Raw genomic sequence first — 17590 nt, forward strand, 5'->3', positions numbered from 1 at the left:
AAGAGCTGGATTATCGTGAGTTTGGACCTATATAGGCTGCACTCATACTGAAAAGTCTGACTTCGCGTTCCACGCGCCGGTTGTCTGCAAAGACGGGGCCGAGGTCAGGCATAACGCAACACTAACCCCCGGCGCTGTATCCGATGAATTTTCCGGATGCACCAGGAGTATTCATGTCAGAATTCAATCCAACCCTCGCAGACTTCGAGTCGCTGCTGGCGGAATCCTTTGCAACGAACGACCTTGCTGAAGGTTATGTCGTCAAGGGCCGCATCGTAGCCATTGAAAAGGACATGGCGATCATCGACGCCGGTCTGAAGGTCGAAGGCCGCGTGCCGCTGAAGGAATTCGGCGCAAAGGGCAAAGACGGCACGCTGAAGCCGGGCGACGAAGTGGAAGTTTACGTCGAGCGCATCGAAAACGCTCTGGGCGAAGCTGTCCTGTCGCGCGAAAAAGCACGCCGTGAAGAAAGCTGGGTCAAGCTCGAGCAGAAGTTCGCCAATGGCGAGCGCGTCGATGGCGTCATCTTCAATCAGGTCAAGGGTGGTTTCACCGTCGACCTCGACGGCGCTGTTGCCTTCCTGCCGCGTTCGCAGGTCGACATCCGTCCGATCCGCGACGTCACCCCGCTCATGCACGTCCCGCAACCGTTCGAAATCCTCAAGATGGACAAGCGTCGCGGCAACATCGTTGTCTCGCGTCGTACCGTTCTTGAAGAAAGCCGTGCGGAACAGCGTTCGGAAATCGTCCAGAACCTTGAAGAAGGTCAGGTCGTTGAAGGCGTCGTCAAGAACATCACCGATTACGGTGCGTTCGTCGATCTCGGCGGCATCGACGGTCTCCTGCACGTTACCGACATGGCATGGCGCCGCGTCAACCATCCGTCGGAAATCCTCACCATCGGCCAGACGGTCAAGGTGCAGATCATCCGCATCAACCAGGAAACCCATCGTATCTCGCTCGGCATGAAGCAGCTCGAGAGCGATCCTTGGGATGGCATCGGCGCAAAGTACCCGATCGGCAAAAAGATCACCGGCACCGTCACGAACATCACCGACTATGGTGCGTTCGTCGAAATCGAGCCGGGTATCGAAGGCCTCATCCACGTTTCCGAAATGTCGTGGACCAAGAAGAATGTCCATCCGGGCAAAATTCTGTCCACCACGCAGGAAGTCGAAGTCGTTGTGCTCGAAGTTGATCCGGTCAAGCGCCGTATCTCGCTGGGCCTCAAGCAGACCCTCGACAATCCGTGGACGACCTTTGCCCAGAAGTACCCTGTCGGTACCGTTGTTGAAGGCGAAGTCAAGAACAAGACCGAATTCGGCCTGTTCATCGGCCTCGACGGCGACGTTGACGGCATGGTTCACCTCTCCGACCTCGACTGGAACCGTCCGGGCGAACAGGTCATTGAGGAATACAACAAGGGTGAAGTCGTCAAGGCTGTCGTTCTCGACGTTGACGTCGAGAAGGAACGCATCTCGCTCGGCATCAAGCAGCTTTCCGGCGACAAGGTCGGTGAAGCAGCAGCTTCGGGCGAACTGCGCAAGAACGCCGTTGTAACGGTTGAAGTCACCGCAGTAACCGATGGCGGCCTTGAAGTTCGTCTGGTCGATCACGACCTCGACAGCTTCATCAAGCGCTCGGATCTGTCTCGTGACCGCGACGAACAGCGCCCGGAACGCTTCACGGTCGGTCAGAAGGTTGACGCTCGCGTCATCGCTTTCGACAAGAAGACCCGCAAGCTGCAGGTCTCGATCAAGGCGCTCGAAATCGCCGAAGAAAAGGAAGCGGTCGCTCAGTACGGTTCGTCCGACTCCGGCGCTTCGCTCGGCGACATCCTCGGTGCCGCTCTGAAGAAGCAGGAAAAGAACTGATCTTTCCTTCTTCAAATGAACATGGAAAAGCCCGCCTCTCGGCGGGCTTTTCTTTTTAGTAAAATAAAATTGAGACGATGACGCCGCCACAAAATAGTCAAGAATGAGATTAACCTTAAGATCAACATAAACTTGCATAAAAGAGGAGCTTGAATATCTTATTAATCCATAAATTAATATTACTACTTAGTGTGAATACTTATATAAAGATGAATATATAAAATTACTCACCCTATAAACAAAGATACGTTTCATCGAAAGGGCTTTAGAATGTTTTTCATTACTTCTTTTCCCGCTTCTCGCCAAAAGATGTTTCTTGCCAAGATGCTCGTCTCTTCCTCGTTGATCGCAGCATCTTTGACGGTACCGAGTTTTGCTGAAACCGCAGCAAAGCCGGCGCAGGCCGACACAACATCTCCTGCTTCCTCGCCCACAAAATCATCCTCTTCATCTGCGCAACTGGCAGCTATCAATAAGCTTGATGCGATATCCAAAGATGCGCTCAATGCGGTGCGCGGTATAAATTTCTCAAGGCTCGCAATTTTCCAAGGCACTCCTGATGAAGCCAAAACTATTCTCAAAAAAGTCAAAGACGACCTCGATAAAGCACAGAAAAGCACCCCGGCTCTCATCGATAAATTGAAGGCGGCGGGAGCGACAACTGACGAAATTACGGCCGTACAATCAGGTACATTGCCCATCGATATGCAGGTCGGCGTTGTTGACGACTACACTTTGACGCCCGAGAAAACCGAGCACATCAAGAAAGCCAATGAGCATCTCAAAAATGGCCGCAAGAATGAAGCTATCGAAGAACTCAAGCTGGCAGACATCAATATCGTGGTAACAGAAACTTCAGCCAATCTGCCCGCCATAGGAAAGTACGTCGATCAGGCACTGTCGCAACTTGATGACGGTAAATATTACGAAGCCAATATGACCCTCATCAAGGCACAGAGCATGGTGACGATCAATTCAAGCATGGCGCCAGACATAAAACCGGGGACACCTGCTCAACCGGCAAAAGCCGCGACGAAAACAAAGTAACACCACTCGCTGACTAAGCTAGAGACCGGGTCCATCTTGGAACCCGGTCTTTGCGTGATCCAGATTCAGAATTCGGTCATGCAACAGACAGCAGCTGAATCAAGCCCAAGCTGATGACGCATAGTGCGACCAGCGAAAGCACGGCAGTCAGCGTGACCCTTCCCCCGGCCGATGCCACCGAACGTATATCGACGCCAAGGCCAAGGGCTGCCATCGAAATGATGGTGAGGATGGTCGAGGCATATTGAATGCCGGGCAGGATCGTTTCCGGTATCAGATGCAGCGAATGCAGCGCCATCATGCCAAGGAAGCCGAGGATGAACCATGGCACAAGCTGGAAGAAGCCAGGCTTGGCGTTTGCGTCCTTGTTTCCGGCAAGAAGCGCCAGCGCGAGAATGACCGGTCCGAGCATCAGCACGCGCACGAGCTTCACCAGCGTGCCAAGCTGGACACTGATCGTCGCGACCGGCGCAGTGGCCGCCAGAACCTGCGGCACTGCATAGACGGTCAGACCCGCCAGCACGCCATATTGCGTGTGCGACAGTCCCAGAAGCGGCACCAGAAGCGGCAGAAGCAATACGACGACGACGCCGAGAATAGCGGTGAAGGCGATGGAAGCCGCCACGTCTTCGCTCCCCGCACCGATAACCGGTGCGGTTGCGGCAATGGCGGAATTACCGCAAATGGAATTGCCGCAGGCGACCAGCACGGCCATGCGATGCGGCAGTTTCAACAGGCGTCCGATCCCGTAGCTAAGCGTAATTGCCAGCACCACCACCCCTGCGATGCCGAAAATGAGCCCGGAACCTGCGGCCACAACGGCACTGGCGCTGATCGATGCGCCGAGCAGCACGACGGCAATCTCCAGAAGAAGCTTGGCGGAAAAGCCGATCCCCTTGTTGAACTGCTTGCCCGGACGCAGAAATGTCCGCACGACCGTGCCGAGGAGAATGGCGATCACCAGTGCTTCAAGCCAGGCGCGCCCTGCATAATGTTCCTCGATCCTTTCAAGTCCGAGCGCCGCTACTGCAACGGCGACGCTCAAGCCAAGTCCTGGGAGGATGTTCTGGATTTTGGAGTAGGTCATTGTCGGCATTTCGAATCTGTCTGTTTGCTTTTTTCGCATTGTCCTGTGCAAAACCGCTCCGCACTTTTACTGGAAATGCTGTTTCCATTCGCATTGTCCTGCGTAAAACCGCTCCGCACTTTTACTGGAAATGCTGTTTCCATTCGCATTATCCCGCGTAAAACCGCTTCGCACTTTTACTGGAAATGCTCGTATGAGAATTATTTTCTCATCAGATGCCCGATTTCGCCTATTCAATCCATTTCATTATATGGCATATTTCGTTCGATAAAATCGAATGGTTATCGACATGACACTGGAACAGCTGCGAATTTTCATTGAAGTGGCCGAGCGCGAGCATCTAACGCGCGCTTCCGAAGCCTTGCATCTGACCCCTTCTGCTGTCAGTTCGGCCATCCGCACCATGGAGGATCGCTACGGCGCGACACTGTTCAATCGTATCGGGCGACGGATCGAGCTGACCGGTGACGGGCGCATGTTTCTGGATGAGGCACGCGCCGCACTTGCACGCGCACGTTCCGCCGAACGAATGTTGTCGGAACTCGGCGGCGGCAAACGCGGCATCCTCGCCATTCATGCCAGCCAGACCATCGCCAGCTATTGGCTGCCGCCCTTTCTGGCGCATTTTCACGCCGCTTTTCCCCTGATCGATGTGCGGCTGACGCTCGGCAATACCGAAAGCGTTACCGAGGCGACACAGGAAGGCGTCGCCGATATCGGCCTAGTGGAGGGCGCTGTGCAGTCGCCATCGTTATCGATCAACAAGGTTGCCAGCGACCAGCTTATTCTGGTGGCGCGCCCCGATCACGATTGGGGCTCAAGTGGAAAACTGACCTGGGATCGACTTTTCGAAGGAAAATGGATTTTACGCGAACAAGGGTCTGGAACCCGCAGTGTTTTCGAGGATGCCATGCGCGCTTCCGGCTACAATCCGGCGCGACTGCATGTGGCGCTTGAACTGCCCTCGAACGAGGCCATCTGTTCGGCAGTGCGCTCGGGTGACTATGTGACGGCCATATCGGAACTTGTCGCCGCCCCGCATCTTGCCGCCGGAACGCTCATGAAGGCGGACTTTGCACTCCCGCAACGCCAGTTTCTCATGCTGCAGCACAATGACCGCTACAGGACAAAAGCGCTACGGGCTTTCGCTGACTTGTTGAGCGGCACGGATCAGCGAATCTGACGCAACAATTCCGGTTGTGGAAAACAGGTCGGCGCCATGCCGTTCTTCGTCTGCCACAGGCCGATGGAGCGACGGGTCTTGAAGCCCGGCAAACCATCCGGCTTGCCGACATCATAGCCCAGCGCCTGCATGCGTTTCTGCATGGCGCCGATATCGGAGCGATACATGGAGCCGACATCGCCCCATGCACGACTGAAATCACCCGCATCATAGGCGATACGGTCACCCACATGACCGATAAAGAGCGCATAGAGATCGCTCATATTATAGTCCTTGAGCACGTAGAAATTCGGCGTCACGATGAAAGCCGGACCGTAGCGGCCAGCTGGCATGAGCAGATAGCCCTCGCCTTTCATTTCATTGGCCGGAAACGGTTTGCCATTCACCCGCGTAATGCCGAGCTTTGCCCATTCGGCAATCGTCTTGCCCTGATCCGGACCTTCCAGCGAGCAGGATACGTTCTGCGGAACGCTCACTTCAAAGCCCCAGTCACGCCCCTTCTGCCAACCATGCAGCTTCAGATAATTGGCGATGGAGGCGAGCGTATCCGGCACCGAGTTCCAGATGTCGCGCTTGCCGTCACCGTCGAAATCGACGGCGTTTTTCAGATAGGACGTCGGCATGAATTGCGGCTGGCCGAGCGCGCCCGCCCATGAGCTTTTCATAGCGGCTTCGTCGATATAACCCTTGGAAGCAATTTCGAGCGCAGCAATCAGTTCCTTGCGGAACATGTCCTTGCGCGTCGCCATAAACGCCTTGGTGCCAAGAACCTCATAGGCATTGTAGGGAATCTTCACCGTACCGAAGCCGGATTCGCGGCCCCATACGGCAAGCAGGATCGGCCCCGGAACACCGTATTTCTGTTCGATGCGTTTCAAGAGATTAGCGTATTGGCCATAGCGCGCCTTGCCGCCGCTTGTGACCGACGCAATAGTCTTTGCATTGAAATACTTGACGGGCGCGCCGAATTCCGCCTGTTTCTGCTCTTTTGGTGTCGAGGGCTTTTCGCCGGGAATGACGAGGTCGGGCAGCTTCCAGTTGATCGAGACACCGGCAAAAGCCTGATCGAACACGGCGCGGGATACGCCTGCGGCCTTCGCTTCCGGCCAAAGGTCTTTTTCGAGCCATTTGCGATACTGGCTTTCAACCTGCGCCCTGGACGGAGCCCCAATGGCGGGAGAAACAGCAAGAATGACGGCAAGACCCAGAGCAGTTTTCAAAGCTTGCTTCCAACGGCTTGCAGCCATCATGTTTCTCCATCAAATCTAAAGCGTGGTTCGTGCCCGCAAGGCGGCGGCAAGCGTACCTTCATCCAGATAATCGAGTTCGCCGCCGACCGGCACGCCATGGGCAAGCCGCGTGACGCGCACATCGAAATTCGACAGCTGGTCGGTGATGTAATGCGCGGTGGTCTGGCCTTCGACGGTGGCGTTGACCGCGAGAATCACTTCCTTGATCTCCCCGGTGGCAACCCGTTCCACCAGACCTTTGATGTTGAGATCGTCCGGGCCGATGCCATCGAGTGGCGACAGGCGACCGCCAAGAACGTGATAGCGCACATTCATCGTGCCTGCCCGCTCCAACGCCCAGAGATCGGAAACATCCTCCACCACGATGAGGGTGGTGGGATCGCGCCGCTCATCGGTGCAGATCGTGCATGGATCGCTTGTGTCGACATTGCCGCAGCAAGAACAGATCCGCACCTTTTCGGCAGCCTCCTGCATGGCGCCGCCCAGCGGCACGAGAAGCGCTTCCTTCTTCTTGATGAGATGCAGCGCCGCACGGCGGGCCGAACGCGGTCCAAGCCCCGGCACACGGGCCAGAAGCTGGATAAGACGTTCGATTTCGGGACCGGCTATTCGTTTGGACATTTTTTGTAAGGGAGTAAGGGAATAGGGGAGTAAGGGAGTAGGAATGGGAACTCGGGAATATGCGGCATGGCGGCAATCAGCCGACCAAACATACTCCCCTATTCCCTTATTCCCCTACTCCCCCAAGAATTAAAACGGCAGTTTGAACCCCGGAGGGATCGGCAGGCCGGCGGTGAGCGACTGCGTCTTCTCGGCCATGGCGGCTTCGAGCTTGGCCTTGGCGTCGTTATGTGCCGCGATGATCAGGTCTTCGAGGATTTCCACCTCTTCTTCCTTCATCAGCGACGGATCGATCTTCAGCGCCGACAGGGTGCCCTTACCGGAAAGCGTGATCGTCACCAGACCGCCGCCGGAAGATGCCGTGGCTTCAAGATTGGCGATTTCGTCCTGCATGGCCTTCATCTTGGCCTGCAATTCCTTCGCCTGCTTCATCATGCCCATCATGTCACGCATGGGTTCACTCCATCATTCCGTAAATCAGTCGTCTTCAGACGGGGCGCCGGGGCTATCCACCACGGCATCGAGGTCAATATCCTCGTCGTCATTCTGCTCCGGCACGGCAATGCGCACGTCGGTGATTTTTGCGCCCGGAAAGGCCGCGAGAATGGCGGCAACGTCGGGATCGGCGCGGGCGTCGGTCACCAGATTGTCGCGGCGCTCGGTCTCCGCCTCCGAAATGGTCTGCCCCGCCACGTCGCGGGTGACGGTAACGATCCAGCGAATGCCGGTCCAGTTCAGGAGGCGCTGTGAAATGTCGCTCGGCAGCGATTTCGGCGCATCGTCGGTCAGGCCGATTTCGAGACGCCCCGGCGCTATTGCTGCCAGTCGCACACAGTTCTTGACCAAAATCTTGAACTGCATGTCGCGATGCTTGTCGGCCAATGCCACGACATCATGCAGGCTGTTGACCGGCACGGAAGGTTGCGGCACCGCTTCAGACGGTTTCGGCGCGGAAACCTGGATCGGCGGCGTTTCCACGATGCGCATGGCCGTGGCCGGTCCGCCAGAGGCGGGAGCCATCGAGGATGCACCAACCGCGTCAGCGGCAAAACGCGCCTCCGGTGCGCCACCGCCGCCATTGGGCCGGGGATTGTCCGGCTGCGGGCGCGGTGCCAAAACCGAGCCATTATCGAGACCGCGGATCGCCTCGTCCAGCGTCGGCAGATCGGCAGCATGGGCAAGCCGGATCAAAAGCATTTCCGCGGCCTGAACCGGCCGCGTCGCCGTATCGACTTCCGCAATGCCCTTGAGCAACATCTGCCAGGTGCGCGACAGCACACGGACGGAAAGTTTCTGCGCGAATTCACGACCGCGCACGCGCTCGTCTTCCGACAGGGACACGTCTTCTGCCACATCCGGCGTGAAACGCAGGCGTGTCACCAGATGGTTGAAATCGGCAAGATCGGTCAGAACAACCGACGGGTCGGCACCGACATCATATTGCGCGCGAAATTCCGTCAGTGCTCCGGCCACATCGCCGCTCATCAGCATCTCGAAGAGGTCGATGATACGGGCACGGTCGGCAAGGCCCAGCATGGAGCGCACGGCTTCCGCCGTAACGGTGCCTGCGCCATGCGCGATGGCCTGATCGAAAATCGACAGCGAATCGCGTGCCGAGCCTTCGCCAGCGCGTGCGATCATGGCGAGCGACGCGTCATCCACCGCGATCTGTTCGGCTTCAGCGATGCGGCGCAGATGTGCGGCAAGCGTGCCCGATTCGATGCGGCGCAGGTCGAAGCGCTGGCAGCGCGACAGGACCGTGATCGGAACTTTTCGGATTTCGGTGGTGGCAAAGATGAATTTGACGTGCGGCGGCGGCTCTTCCAGCGTCTTCAACAGGCCGTTGAAAGCCTGATTGGAGAGCATGTGCACTTCGTCGATGATGTAGACCTTGTAGCGCGCAGAAACCGGGCGGTAGCGCACCTGCTCAATGATCTCGCGGATGTCATCGATGCCCGTATGCGAGGCGGCGTCCATCTCGATCACATCGACATGACGGCCTTCCATGATCGCCTGGCAGTTTTCGCCCTGCGCGGAGAGATCGATAGTCGGCTGGTCGATCGTATCTGTCTTGTAATTGAGCGCGCGCGCCAGAATGCGCGCAGTCGTGGTCTTGCCCACCCCGCGAACGCCGGTGAGCATCCAGGCCTGCGCAATGCGGCCCGTCTCAAACGCGTTCTTGAGCGTGCGAACCATCGGCTCCTGGCCGATAAGGTCGTTGAAATTCTGGGGGCGATATTTGCGGGCGAGAACGCGATAGGCGCCATCGGCGGATTTTGTGTCCATAGCGACCCTTCCGTTCTTCCTGTTCCGCTTTTTTCTCAGTCGCCAGTTTGGACCGGACGCATGAGCGGCGTCAACCAAAGAGGCAACCCATCAACAGTCGTCGGCGTCGTGAGAAAGGGTGGGAGGCTGGCACGATGACCCGTGCCGTGGCTCGTTAGGGCTGCTTCCTTCCGGACCTGACCCGGTTGGCGAGTGGCTCGTCCACCACCAACCTCCCACGCTGCATATCGTCAATTGTGAAGCAAAAAGCAAGGAGGGCGCCACGCAAAAAGCAAGCGCTGAACGAAAAAAACTGGTAAATGTCGGCCTATGGAACAATTCGAACTCGATAAACGGCTTCATGCCGACACTTTTTCTGTTGCCAAGCTCGGCCTGTGCGAGCTTCGGCTGATGAATGACCGGCGCTGGCCATGGCTGATCCTGGTGCCGCGCCGTCCTGGCCTTGCTGAAATCCACGACATGACTCCACTCGACCAGACCATGCTGACCTTCGAGACCGGTATCGTTGCGCAGGCGCTCAAGACCGTGACGGGCTGTGAGAAGATCAATACGGGTGCACTCGGCAATATCGTTCGACAGCTACATCTGCATGTCATCGCCCGCAACGAAGGCGATGCAGGCTGGCCCGGCCCTGTCTGGGGCTTCGGCACCCGCGAGACCTATGACGAAAAAGATGCCCACCAACTGATCGCCGACATTCGCACGGCGCTTTAGTTTGTTTTCACGCGCATCTTTTCCGAAAACCGTTTCACACTTTTCGGGATGCGCTTTAATCCCCCAACAATTCCGAGATAGATATGACTTTCCGTCTCTATGACCTGCCGGAAATCGAACCGAGCCGATCTGTCGGATTTTCCGGCAACAGGATCGACCGCCAATCCGAAAAGCGACAGGATGATTCTGCCTTTACGGCGCTGGAACTTCCCGAAACGCGAATCATGCTGCTCGGCAGCAACAGGCTGCTGCTCGACTATGCCGATGAAAAAGCCCCACGGGCCTTGTTCCGCCTCGGCGAGGTGAAGGAGTTTGCGCCCGATCTTCATGAACCGATTTTTCTCGGTCTTCAGGACGGCGTACCGCTCGTCGCTTTGACAACACCGTTCGACCCCGAGACGATGGAAACGCCTTTTCGCCTGCAGGATTATCGCAGCATCTATACGGAAGGGCTGGTATCCGCCGATATGCTCGGCGCGCTGGCGCAAGCCGCAGCGCTGACCGCATGGCATGCCAATTACCGTTTCTGCGGGCGTTGCGGCACGAAAACCGACATGCGCGCCGGCGGCGCCAAGCGGCAATGCCCCAATTGCGGTGCGGAACATTTCCCGCGAACCGATCCGGTGGCGATCATGCTGCCGGTGCGCGGCGAAAAATGCATTCTGGCACGCGGGCCCCATTTCGCGTCCGGCTCCTATTCCTGCCTTGCAGGATTTATCGAGCACGGCGAAACAATCGAGGCCGCCGTGCGCCGTGAAAGTGTGGAGGAAATGGGGCTCTCCATCGGCCGAGTTGCCTATCATGCGAGCCAGCCCTGGCCATTTCCTTATTCGCTGATGATCGGCTGTCATGCCGAGGTTTTGAACGACGACTTCACTATCGACCGCTCGGAGCTGGAAGACGGTCGATGGTTCTCGAAGGCCGAGGTGCGGACAATGCTGGAAGGCACACATGAAAATGGGTTGCGGGTGCCGCCATCCGGCGCCATCGCAACCCATCTGATCAAGGCCTGGGTCTACGAAGCAGGCTGATGTTGACTGCTTATTCGGCGGCGAGCAACTGCGTGCCGCGAGTATCGCTGCCCTGATAGACGCCGAGAATGCGCACTTCCTTGGTGAAGAAGCGCAGTTCTTCCAGCGCAAGCTGAAGATTGTGATCTTCCGGGTGCCCCTCGACATCGGCATAGAACTGCGTGGCGATGAAACGCCCGCCGATCTGATAGCTTTCGAGCTTCGTCATGTTGATGCCATTGGTGGCAAAACCGCCCAGCGCCTTGTAAAGTGCTGCCGGAACGTTGCGCACACGGAAGACAAAGGTTGTCACGATGCGCTCGCCGTTTTCAGGACGCGGCGCCCACTGCTTGTTCTTGGACAGAACAACGAAGCGGGTCACATTATCTTCAGAATCCTCGACATTCTCTTCCAGAATATCGAGACCGTAGAGTTCGGCAGCAAGGCTTGGCGCCAATGCCGCCATCGAACGGTCTTTCATATCGGCAACGAGACGGGCGGCTCCTGCCGTATCGCCTGCGATGACGCCCTTCCAGCCATTCTGGCGAATGACGTTACGGCACTGGCCGAGCGCATGGACATGGCTGTGCACCGTCCTGATTTCCTCGCGCTTGACGCCCGGAAGCACCATCAGCTGGAAATGGATCGGCAGGAAATATTCGCCGATGATGTGCATGTCGGCGAGCGGCAGCAGATAGTGAATATCGGCGACGCGACCGGCCAGCGTGTTCTCAATCGGGATCATGGCGAGGTCGGCGGCGCCGGTTTCAACCGCGTTGAAGGCATCCTCGAAAGTCGGGCACGGCAAAGGCTCCATATCGGGAAACATGTTGCGGCACGCCGTATCGGAATTTGCGCCCGCTTCACCCTGGAAGGAAATCCTGTTGGTTTTCATCGTACCCATGCTTTCTCAAATGCCGCTCAACGGCGGTCGTCAGATACCCTGTGCTACAAGAAGACGCGCGCGGTCAAGATCAGCCTGCGTGTCGACCCCGAGTGGTACGGTCTTCACCAGCTCCACATCGATGCGCATTCCGGCTTCGAGCGCCCGCAACTGTTCGAGTTTTTCGCGCTTTTCCAAAGGCGACTGACCGAGTTTGACGAAGTGTTCAAGAGCCGAGCGGCGATAAGCGTAGAGGCCGATATGATGATAGAGCGGTCCCTCGCCATAGGGCGCTGTCGCGCGCGTAAAATAAAGCGCGCGCAAGCGGCTGCTACCGGCAAGCGGGGAGCCGACGATCTTCACCACGCTGGGATTGGTCTTTTCCGATTCTTCCTCGATTTCGACGCCGAGCGTCGCAATGTCGGCGGGTCCGTCTTCGAGCGGCAGAAGCGCGCGGCGGATAATATCGGGATCGATGGTCGGTAGATCGCCCTGAACGTTCACCACGGCATCGACCTCGCCCGCCGGATCGACTTTCATCAATGCTTCATAGATGCGGTCGGAGCCGGATTCATGATCCTCACGCGTCATGATGGCTTCGTGGCCATGCGCGGTAACAACCGAAAAAATCTCTTCGCTGTCGGTTGCGACCACGCTCCGGCCCAGCTTTGCAGCCGCTGCACGATCGGCCACATGGACGATCATCGGCTTGCCGCAAATATCGGCGAGCGGCTTGTTCGGCAGCCGCGTGGAGGCCATGCGTGCGGGAATAAGGGTCAGTGTCTTTAATGTCTGAAGCATCATCGCCTCTTGTAATCGATAGGTCGCGGACGTCTTGTAACGCGCTTTGCCAATGCTGGAAATGCATCAAAAGTGTCAAAAAGTCACGGGTCCAGTCACCCTTATAGGTGTTGCATCGCCCTGGTAAAAGACCTAGTTTCCGCCCGATGCCGGGGAGAGAATTGCGACCTTTATTAAAGGTTTGCATGCCGGCTAGGAAGGCGTTCTCGGGGAGAGCGTTTTGGTAGAGGGAGCGCTGACCGGCGATGAATTCAACCCGGACTAACAAGTTTATCATGGCTTTTCTGGCAACGGTGTTCGTTGTCATGACGACAGGCATCCTGTCCGATTCGCTGTTTTACTCGCCTGCGCCTGAAAAGCCGGGCTTTGCCATCGAAGCGGCGGAAGCCTCGACCGGTGAAGGGGGAGCTGCACCGGCCAAGGAAGAAGTTTCCATTGCAACGTTGCTGCAGTCTGCCGATCCGGCACGCGGCGAAACCGTCTTCAAGCGTTGCGCTGCATGCCATACCGGTGAAAAGGGTGGCGCCAACAAGGTCGGTCCGCATCTGTGGGATGTCGTGAACCGCCCGGCTGCCTCCGTTGAAGGTTTCGGCTATTCGGCAGCCATGAAGGAATTCGGCGCAGCGGGCAACAAATGGGATTTTGAACATCTCAACAAATTCCTGACTTCGCCGAAGGGCTACATCAAGGGCACCGCCATGGGCTTTGCCGGTGACAAGAAGGACAATGAACGCGCCGATCTGATCGCTTATCTGCGCACGCTGTCCGACAATCCGGCTCCACTGCCGACCGCTGATGCGGCACCTGCTGAGGGCGGCGAAGCCAAGCCTGCCGAAGGCGAAAAGCCCGCGGAAGGTGCACCGGCAGGTGGCGAACAGAAGCCTGCGGAACCGGCACCGGCGAATTAAGCCGACAAGATAGAATGACGATCAAAGCCCGGTTCGCCGGGCTTTTTTCTTGCCCGCATCAAATTTATTGCGCTCATGCCTTTCTTCCTCCGCAAAAACCCATAAGACTTCATCCTAATATATCCGAAACAGAAACGGAGAGGCTGGATGAGAGCTTTTTGGGCGGGTGCGTTCGCGGTGGCCATGCTTGCGAGCACGGTTTCAATTGTTCGCGCAAATGACGCGGAACCCCAATGGCGGTATTCCTCCAGCCTGCTTGGCGAGCCCAAATATCCGGCTGATTTCAAGCATTATGACTATGTGAACCCCGATGCGCCGAAAGGCGGCACGCTGAACATGGTCTCCGTCGGCACTTTCGACAGTCTCAATCCGTTCGTGGTGCAGGGCGTTCCTGCCGCTGGCCTGTCCGATTTCGGCGGCGGGATGCTCTACGACACGCTGATGACGGCTTCGGTCGATCAGCCCTCCACCCAATACCCTGGGATCGCCGAGGCTCTGCAATATCCCGACGATTTCTCCTGGGTGAAATTCAAGCTCAACCCAAAAGCGAAATGGCATGATGGCCAGCCGATCACCGTCGATGACGTGATCTGGTCGTTCGAGGTGCTGAAGAAGCAGTCGCCAATGTATAACAGATATTATGGCGACGTGGAAAAGGCGGAAAAGACCGGCGACCATGAGGTAAAATTCACCTTCAGCCAAAAAGGTAACCGTGAATTGCCGCAGATTATGGGGCAACTTGCCGTTCTGCCCAAGCACTGGTGGACGGCCAAGGATGCACAAGGCAGGCAGCGCGACATCACCCGCCCAACGCTTGAAATTCCGCTCGGCTCCGGCGCCTACAAGATCGAGAGCATGACGCCCGGACGTTCCATCACCTGGGCGCGCGTGGATGATTACTGGGGCAAGGATCTGCCGGTGAATGTCGGGCGCAACAATTTCGACCGCCTGCGCTATGAATACTATTTCAATGAGGATGCGACCTGGGAAGCCTTCAAGAAAGGCGGCCAATATGATTATCGTCTGGAGAACCGCGCGCAACGCTGGGCAGAACAGTATAATTTCCCGGCAGTGCAGCGCGGCGATGTCATAAAGACATCGTTCCCCTACCATGCAGTCGGACGTATGCAGGGCTATTTCCTGAATACCCGCCGCGACAAGTTCAAAGACCCAAAAGTGCGTCAGGCGCTGACCTACGCCTTCGACTTCGAATCGATGAACCGCCTGCTGTTCTTCAACCAGTACAAGCGCATCAACAGCTATTTCGCAGGCAATGAACTGGAATTGAGCGGCCCGCCGACACCTGAAGAACAGGCGATACTCGAAACGGTGAAGGATTCGCTTCCGGCCGATGCACTGACCAAGGAATTCAAGCTGCCGGTCTATGACACGCCGCAAGCCACTCGCGAAAACCTGCGCACAGCGCTGAAACTCTTTTCGGAAGCAGGCTGGACATTGCAGGGCAACAAGCTCGTCGACGCCAAGGGCAATCCGTTCACCATCGAATTTCTCGGCAAGGACCCGACGGACGAGCGTATCTACAATCCATTTGCCGCAAGCCTGCGCAAGATCGGCATAAACGCAACTGTACGCATCGTTGACGCGGCGCAATATCAGGCCCGTGTCAATGATTTCGACTACGACGTGGTGACCTCCATCATTCCGCAGAGCAGTTCACCGGGCAATGAGCAGCGCGACATGTGGGGCTCCAAAGCCGCAGATTTCAAAGGCAGCCGCAACTATGCCGGTATCGAGAACCCGGCCATCGACAAGCTGATCGACCGTGTCATCTATGCCAAGGATCGGGACGAGCTGGTCGCCTCGACCCATGCGCTCGACCGGGCTCTGTTGTGGAACTATTACGTCATTCCGCAATGGTATGATGACAAGATCAACGTGGCGTACTGGAATAAATTCGGAATGCCTGAAAAGCAGCCGGACTACAGCGGCATTGATCCGTTCTCCTGGTGGATAGACCCCGCGAAGGAAGCCAAGCTCAAGACCGGCAGTGAATGAGGGCCTAGCGAGAATGACCATCCTTCGCATGAACCGCCGCCATTTTCTGGGGCTTTCGGGAAGTGCCACCATTGCGGCCTTCCTGCCGCCAAGTGCCATCGCCGACATATCGACGGGCAAGGCGCTGCACGGGCTATCGGCTTTCGGTGACCTGAAATATGGTCCCGATTTTCAGCATTTCGACTATGCCAGCCCCGAAGCGCCGAAAGGCGGCACATTCAACTTTGCCCCTTCAACCTGGGTCTGGAACCAGAATACCGACACGTTCAACACGCTCAACACCTTCACCTTCAAGGGCGATGCGCCGCCGCGCATGGAACTGACCTTCGATACGCTGATGGCTTCGGCGCTGGACGAGCCAGATTCCGTCTACGGCCTGATTGCGGAAAGTGCGACGCTTTCCAAGGACCGGCGCAGCTGCACGTTCAAGCTTCGCAAGGAAGCGCGTTTCCACGACGGCTCCCCGATTGAGGCGAAGGACGTGGTGTTCACCTACACAACCATCAGGCAGAAGGGCCACCCGATCCTGCGCCAGTCGCTGGCCGGCGTGGAAAAGGTGGAAGCCACCGGCAAGCACGCGGTTCGCATGCGTTTCGTTGCGGGCCGCGGCCCCAACGCCATTCTCGATGCCGTGACCGTGCCGATCCTGTCGGAAAGCTGGTTCAAGGATCGTGATTTCGAAGCCACGACCATGGAGCCGGTGCTGGGCTCCGGCGCCTATAAGGTCGGCAATTTTGCCGCCGGTCAGTTCATCGAATATGACCGTGTTGAAGATTATTGGGCGAAAGACCTGCCGGTGCAAAAAGGCTTTAACCACTTCGACCGCATCCGTATCGAGTTTTTCCGCGACCGCCAGCCGCAATTCGAAGCTTTCAAGAAAGGCAGCATCGATTACCGCGAGGAGAGCGTTTCCAAGAACTGGGCAACGGCCTATGATTTCCCTGCCATCCAGCAGGGAAAAGTCGTCAAGCGCACCTTTCCGAAGGAGAAACTTCCGCTGATGCAGGCGTGGGCCGTGAACCAGCGCCGCGAACGGTTTCGCGATCCCCGAGTACGCGAAGCCATCGCGCTCTGTTTCGACTTCGAATGGACCAACAAGCATCTTTTCTACGATGTCTATGCCCGCTCGCAATCCTGCTTCAACGGATCGGATTTTCAGGCGAGCGGCATGCCGACGCCCGATGAACTTAAAGTTCTTGAACGTTATCGCGGAAAACTGCCGGATGCGGTTTTCAGTGAAGCCGTGCTAATGCCGGTATCGGACGGAACAGGCCGCGACCGCGCGCAATTCGCGCAGGCCATCAAGCTGTTAGAAGAAGCGGGTTTCGAGCGCAAGAACGGCCAGTTCCACGACAAGGACGGATCGAAATTCGCGCTGGAGATTCTCTCCAATTCCGAAGCTTTCACCCGGATTTACAATCCCTTCGCGCAGAAACTGCGTGCCATCGGCATCGACGCCAGCCTGCGGCTTGTCGATGCAAGCCAGTATCAGGCGCGGCTGCAGGATTTCCAGTTCGACATGGTGGGCATGGCGCTGCAATTCAGCCCCACGCCGACGCAGGAATCGCTTGCCGGCATGTTCGGCTCCGAATCAGCCAAAGTGCCAGGCAGCTACAATTTGCCGGGCACAAAAGATCCGTTGATCGATGCGCTGATTGCGGATATCGGCGAGGTTTCGACGCGCGAAGAACTCGTCGCCACGATGCGGGTGCTTGATCGGTACTTGCGTATCCGGCGCGACTGGATTCCAAATTGGACGACAGCGAATCATCTCGCGGCCTATTGGGACCGGTTCGGTTTCAAGGAGCCGAAGCCTGATTACGGCTTCCCTGTCGAGACGTTGTGGTGGATTGATGAAGAAAAGGCAAAAGCTGTTGGCAAGCCATAAAACAATGAATCTGCGGAGCAAA

15 protein-coding genes and 1 other RNA gene are annotated in these 17590 nt (G+C 57.1%); 8 read left to right on the top strand and 8 right to left on the bottom strand.

Annotated elements, in window-relative coordinates:
- Positions 1–173: 173 nt before the first annotated feature.
- The gene (rpsA, locus tag JNC70_RS03205) at positions 174–1874 is read left to right on the top strand and encodes a 30S ribosomal protein S1 (protein ID WP_104756601.1); all 1701 of its coding nucleotides are present in this window, start codon (positions 174–176) and stop codon (positions 1872–1874) included.
- Positions 1875–2144: 270 nt separating this feature from the next.
- On the top strand, positions 2145–2921 hold the full coding sequence (locus tag JNC70_RS03210; protein ID WP_245414781.1) for a YfdX family protein: 777 nt from the start codon (positions 2145–2147) through the stop codon (positions 2919–2921).
- 76 nt (positions 2922–2997) lie between these two features.
- On the opposite strand, the gene JNC70_RS03215 is transcribed toward JNC70_RS03210, so the two are convergent.
- Positions 2998–4017 (bottom strand): YeiH family protein, encoded by a 1020-nt coding sequence (locus JNC70_RS03215; protein WP_208623475.1) that lies wholly within the window; start codon positions 4015–4017, stop codon positions 2998–3000.
- Between the two features lie 280 nt (positions 4018–4297).
- On the opposite strand from JNC70_RS03215, the gene JNC70_RS03220 reads away from it, so the two are divergent.
- A complete protein-coding gene (locus tag JNC70_RS03220; RefSeq protein ID WP_104756604.1) occupies positions 4298–5191 on the top strand; it encodes a LysR family transcriptional regulator in 894 nt (297 codons plus the stop codon).
- Here JNC70_RS03220 and JNC70_RS03225 read toward each other — a convergent pair.
- The 5 genes from JNC70_RS03225 to ffs form a co-directional block, all read right to left on the bottom strand.
- A complete protein-coding gene (locus JNC70_RS03225; protein ID WP_104756605.1) occupies positions 5179–6438 on the bottom strand; it encodes a lytic murein transglycosylase in 1260 nt (419 codons plus the stop codon). The two genes, JNC70_RS03220 and JNC70_RS03225, sit on opposite strands and share 13 nt — an antisense overlap.
- 18 nt (positions 6439–6456) lie before the next feature.
- Complete coding sequence (gene recR / locus JNC70_RS03230) at positions 6457–7062, bottom strand: recombination mediator RecR (protein ID WP_104756606.1); 606 nt, start codon at positions 7060–7062, stop codon at positions 6457–6459.
- A 129-nt stretch (positions 7063–7191) separates the two neighbouring features.
- Positions 7192–7515 (bottom strand): YbaB/EbfC family nucleoid-associated protein, encoded by a 324-nt coding sequence (locus JNC70_RS03235; RefSeq protein ID WP_104756607.1) that lies wholly within the window; start codon positions 7513–7515, stop codon positions 7192–7194.
- A gap of 24 nt (positions 7516–7539) precedes the next feature.
- Positions 7540–9348: a DNA polymerase III subunit gamma/tau gene (locus JNC70_RS03240; RefSeq protein ID WP_104756608.1), complete on the bottom strand. Its 1809-nt coding sequence runs from the start codon at positions 9346–9348 to the stop codon at positions 7540–7542.
- A 118-nt stretch (positions 9349–9466) separates the two neighbouring features.
- An RNA gene (gene ffs / locus JNC70_RS03245) (signal recognition particle sRNA small type) lies at positions 9467–9564 on the bottom strand.
- Between the two features lie 93 nt (positions 9565–9657).
- Between ffs and JNC70_RS03250 the strand changes: the two genes are divergently transcribed.
- Positions 9658–10062 carry an HIT domain-containing protein gene (locus JNC70_RS03250; RefSeq protein WP_104756609.1) on the top strand — a complete coding sequence of 135 codons (405 nt, stop codon included), beginning with the start codon at positions 9658–9660 and terminating at the stop codon, positions 10060–10062.
- 83 nt (positions 10063–10145) lie between these two features.
- Positions 10146–11093, top strand: coding sequence for an NAD(+) diphosphatase (nudC, locus tag JNC70_RS03255; RefSeq protein WP_104756610.1), 948 nt, complete (start codon positions 10146–10148; stop codon positions 11091–11093).
- 10 nt (positions 11094–11103) lie between these two features.
- Here nudC and JNC70_RS03260 read toward each other — a convergent pair whose 3' ends face one another.
- Together JNC70_RS03260 and JNC70_RS03265 are read right to left on the bottom strand one after the other, a co-directional pair.
- Complete coding sequence (locus JNC70_RS03260) at positions 11104–11967, bottom strand: prephenate dehydratase (RefSeq protein ID WP_104756651.1); 864 nt, start codon at positions 11965–11967, stop codon at positions 11104–11106.
- A 39-nt stretch (positions 11968–12006) separates the two neighbouring features.
- Positions 12007–12756 carry a 3-deoxy-manno-octulosonate cytidylyltransferase gene (locus JNC70_RS03265; RefSeq protein ID WP_104756611.1) on the bottom strand — a complete coding sequence of 250 codons (750 nt, stop codon included), beginning with the start codon at positions 12754–12756 and terminating at the stop codon, positions 12007–12009.
- A gap of 245 nt (positions 12757–13001) precedes the next feature.
- On the opposite strand from JNC70_RS03265, the gene JNC70_RS03270 reads away from it, so the two are divergent.
- The 3 genes from JNC70_RS03270 (at position 13002) to JNC70_RS03280 (ending at position 17568) form a co-directional block, all read left to right on the top strand.
- Positions 13002–13664, top strand: a complete 663-nt coding sequence (locus tag JNC70_RS03270; RefSeq protein ID WP_104756612.1) for a c-type cytochrome — start codon at positions 13002–13004, stop codon at positions 13662–13664.
- 147 nt (positions 13665–13811) lie between these two features.
- Positions 13812–15680 carry an extracellular solute-binding protein gene (locus JNC70_RS03275; RefSeq protein WP_104756613.1) on the top strand — a complete coding sequence of 623 codons (1869 nt, stop codon included), beginning with the start codon at positions 13812–13814 and terminating at the stop codon, positions 15678–15680.
- Between the two features lie 13 nt (positions 15681–15693).
- A complete protein-coding gene (locus JNC70_RS03280) occupies positions 15694–17568 on the top strand; it encodes an extracellular solute-binding protein (RefSeq protein ID WP_104756614.1) in 1875 nt (624 codons plus the stop codon).
- The last annotated feature ends 22 nt before the right edge of the window (positions 17569–17590 follow it).

Source organism: Brucella oryzae (assembly GCF_041929965.1).
GTDB classification, from domain to species: domain Bacteria; phylum Pseudomonadota; class Alphaproteobacteria; order Rhizobiales; family Rhizobiaceae; genus Brucella; species Brucella oryzae.

Coding starts and splice junctions, on each gene's coding strand:
- rpsA (WP_104756601.1), top strand. CDS start 174: ATGTCAGAATTCAATCCAACCCTCGCAGACTTCGAGTCGCTGCTGGCG.
- JNC70_RS03210 (WP_245414781.1), top strand. CDS start 2,145: ATGTTTTTCATTACTTCTTTTCCCGCTTCTCGCCAAAAGATGTTTCTT.
- JNC70_RS03215 (WP_208623475.1), bottom strand. CDS start 4,017: ATGCCGACAATGACCTACTCCAAAATCCAGAACATCCTCCCAGGACTT.
- JNC70_RS03220 (WP_104756604.1), top strand. CDS start 4,298: ATGACACTGGAACAGCTGCGAATTTTCATTGAAGTGGCCGAGCGCGAG.
- JNC70_RS03225 (WP_104756605.1), bottom strand. CDS start 6,438: ATGGCTGCAAGCCGTTGGAAGCAAGCTTTGAAAACTGCTCTGGGTCTT.
- recR (WP_104756606.1), bottom strand. CDS start 7,062: ATGTCCAAACGAATAGCCGGTCCCGAAATCGAACGTCTTATCCAGCTT.
- JNC70_RS03235 (WP_104756607.1), bottom strand. CDS start 7,515: ATGCGTGACATGATGGGCATGATGAAGCAGGCGAAGGAATTGCAGGCC.
- JNC70_RS03240 (WP_104756608.1), bottom strand. CDS start 9,348: ATGGACACAAAATCCGCCGATGGCGCCTATCGCGTTCTCGCCCGCAAA.
- JNC70_RS03250 (WP_104756609.1), top strand. CDS start 9,658: ATGGAACAATTCGAACTCGATAAACGGCTTCATGCCGACACTTTTTCT.
- nudC (WP_104756610.1), top strand. CDS start 10,146: ATGACTTTCCGTCTCTATGACCTGCCGGAAATCGAACCGAGCCGATCT.
- JNC70_RS03260 (WP_104756651.1), bottom strand. CDS start 11,967: ATGAAAACCAACAGGATTTCCTTCCAGGGTGAAGCGGGCGCAAATTCC.
- JNC70_RS03265 (WP_104756611.1), bottom strand. CDS start 12,756: ATGCTTCAGACATTAAAGACACTGACCCTTATTCCCGCACGCATGGCC.
- JNC70_RS03270 (WP_104756612.1), top strand. CDS start 13,002: ATGAATTCAACCCGGACTAACAAGTTTATCATGGCTTTTCTGGCAACG.
- JNC70_RS03275 (WP_104756613.1), top strand. CDS start 13,812: ATGAGAGCTTTTTGGGCGGGTGCGTTCGCGGTGGCCATGCTTGCGAGC.
- JNC70_RS03280 (WP_104756614.1), top strand. CDS start 15,694: ATGACCATCCTTCGCATGAACCGCCGCCATTTTCTGGGGCTTTCGGGA.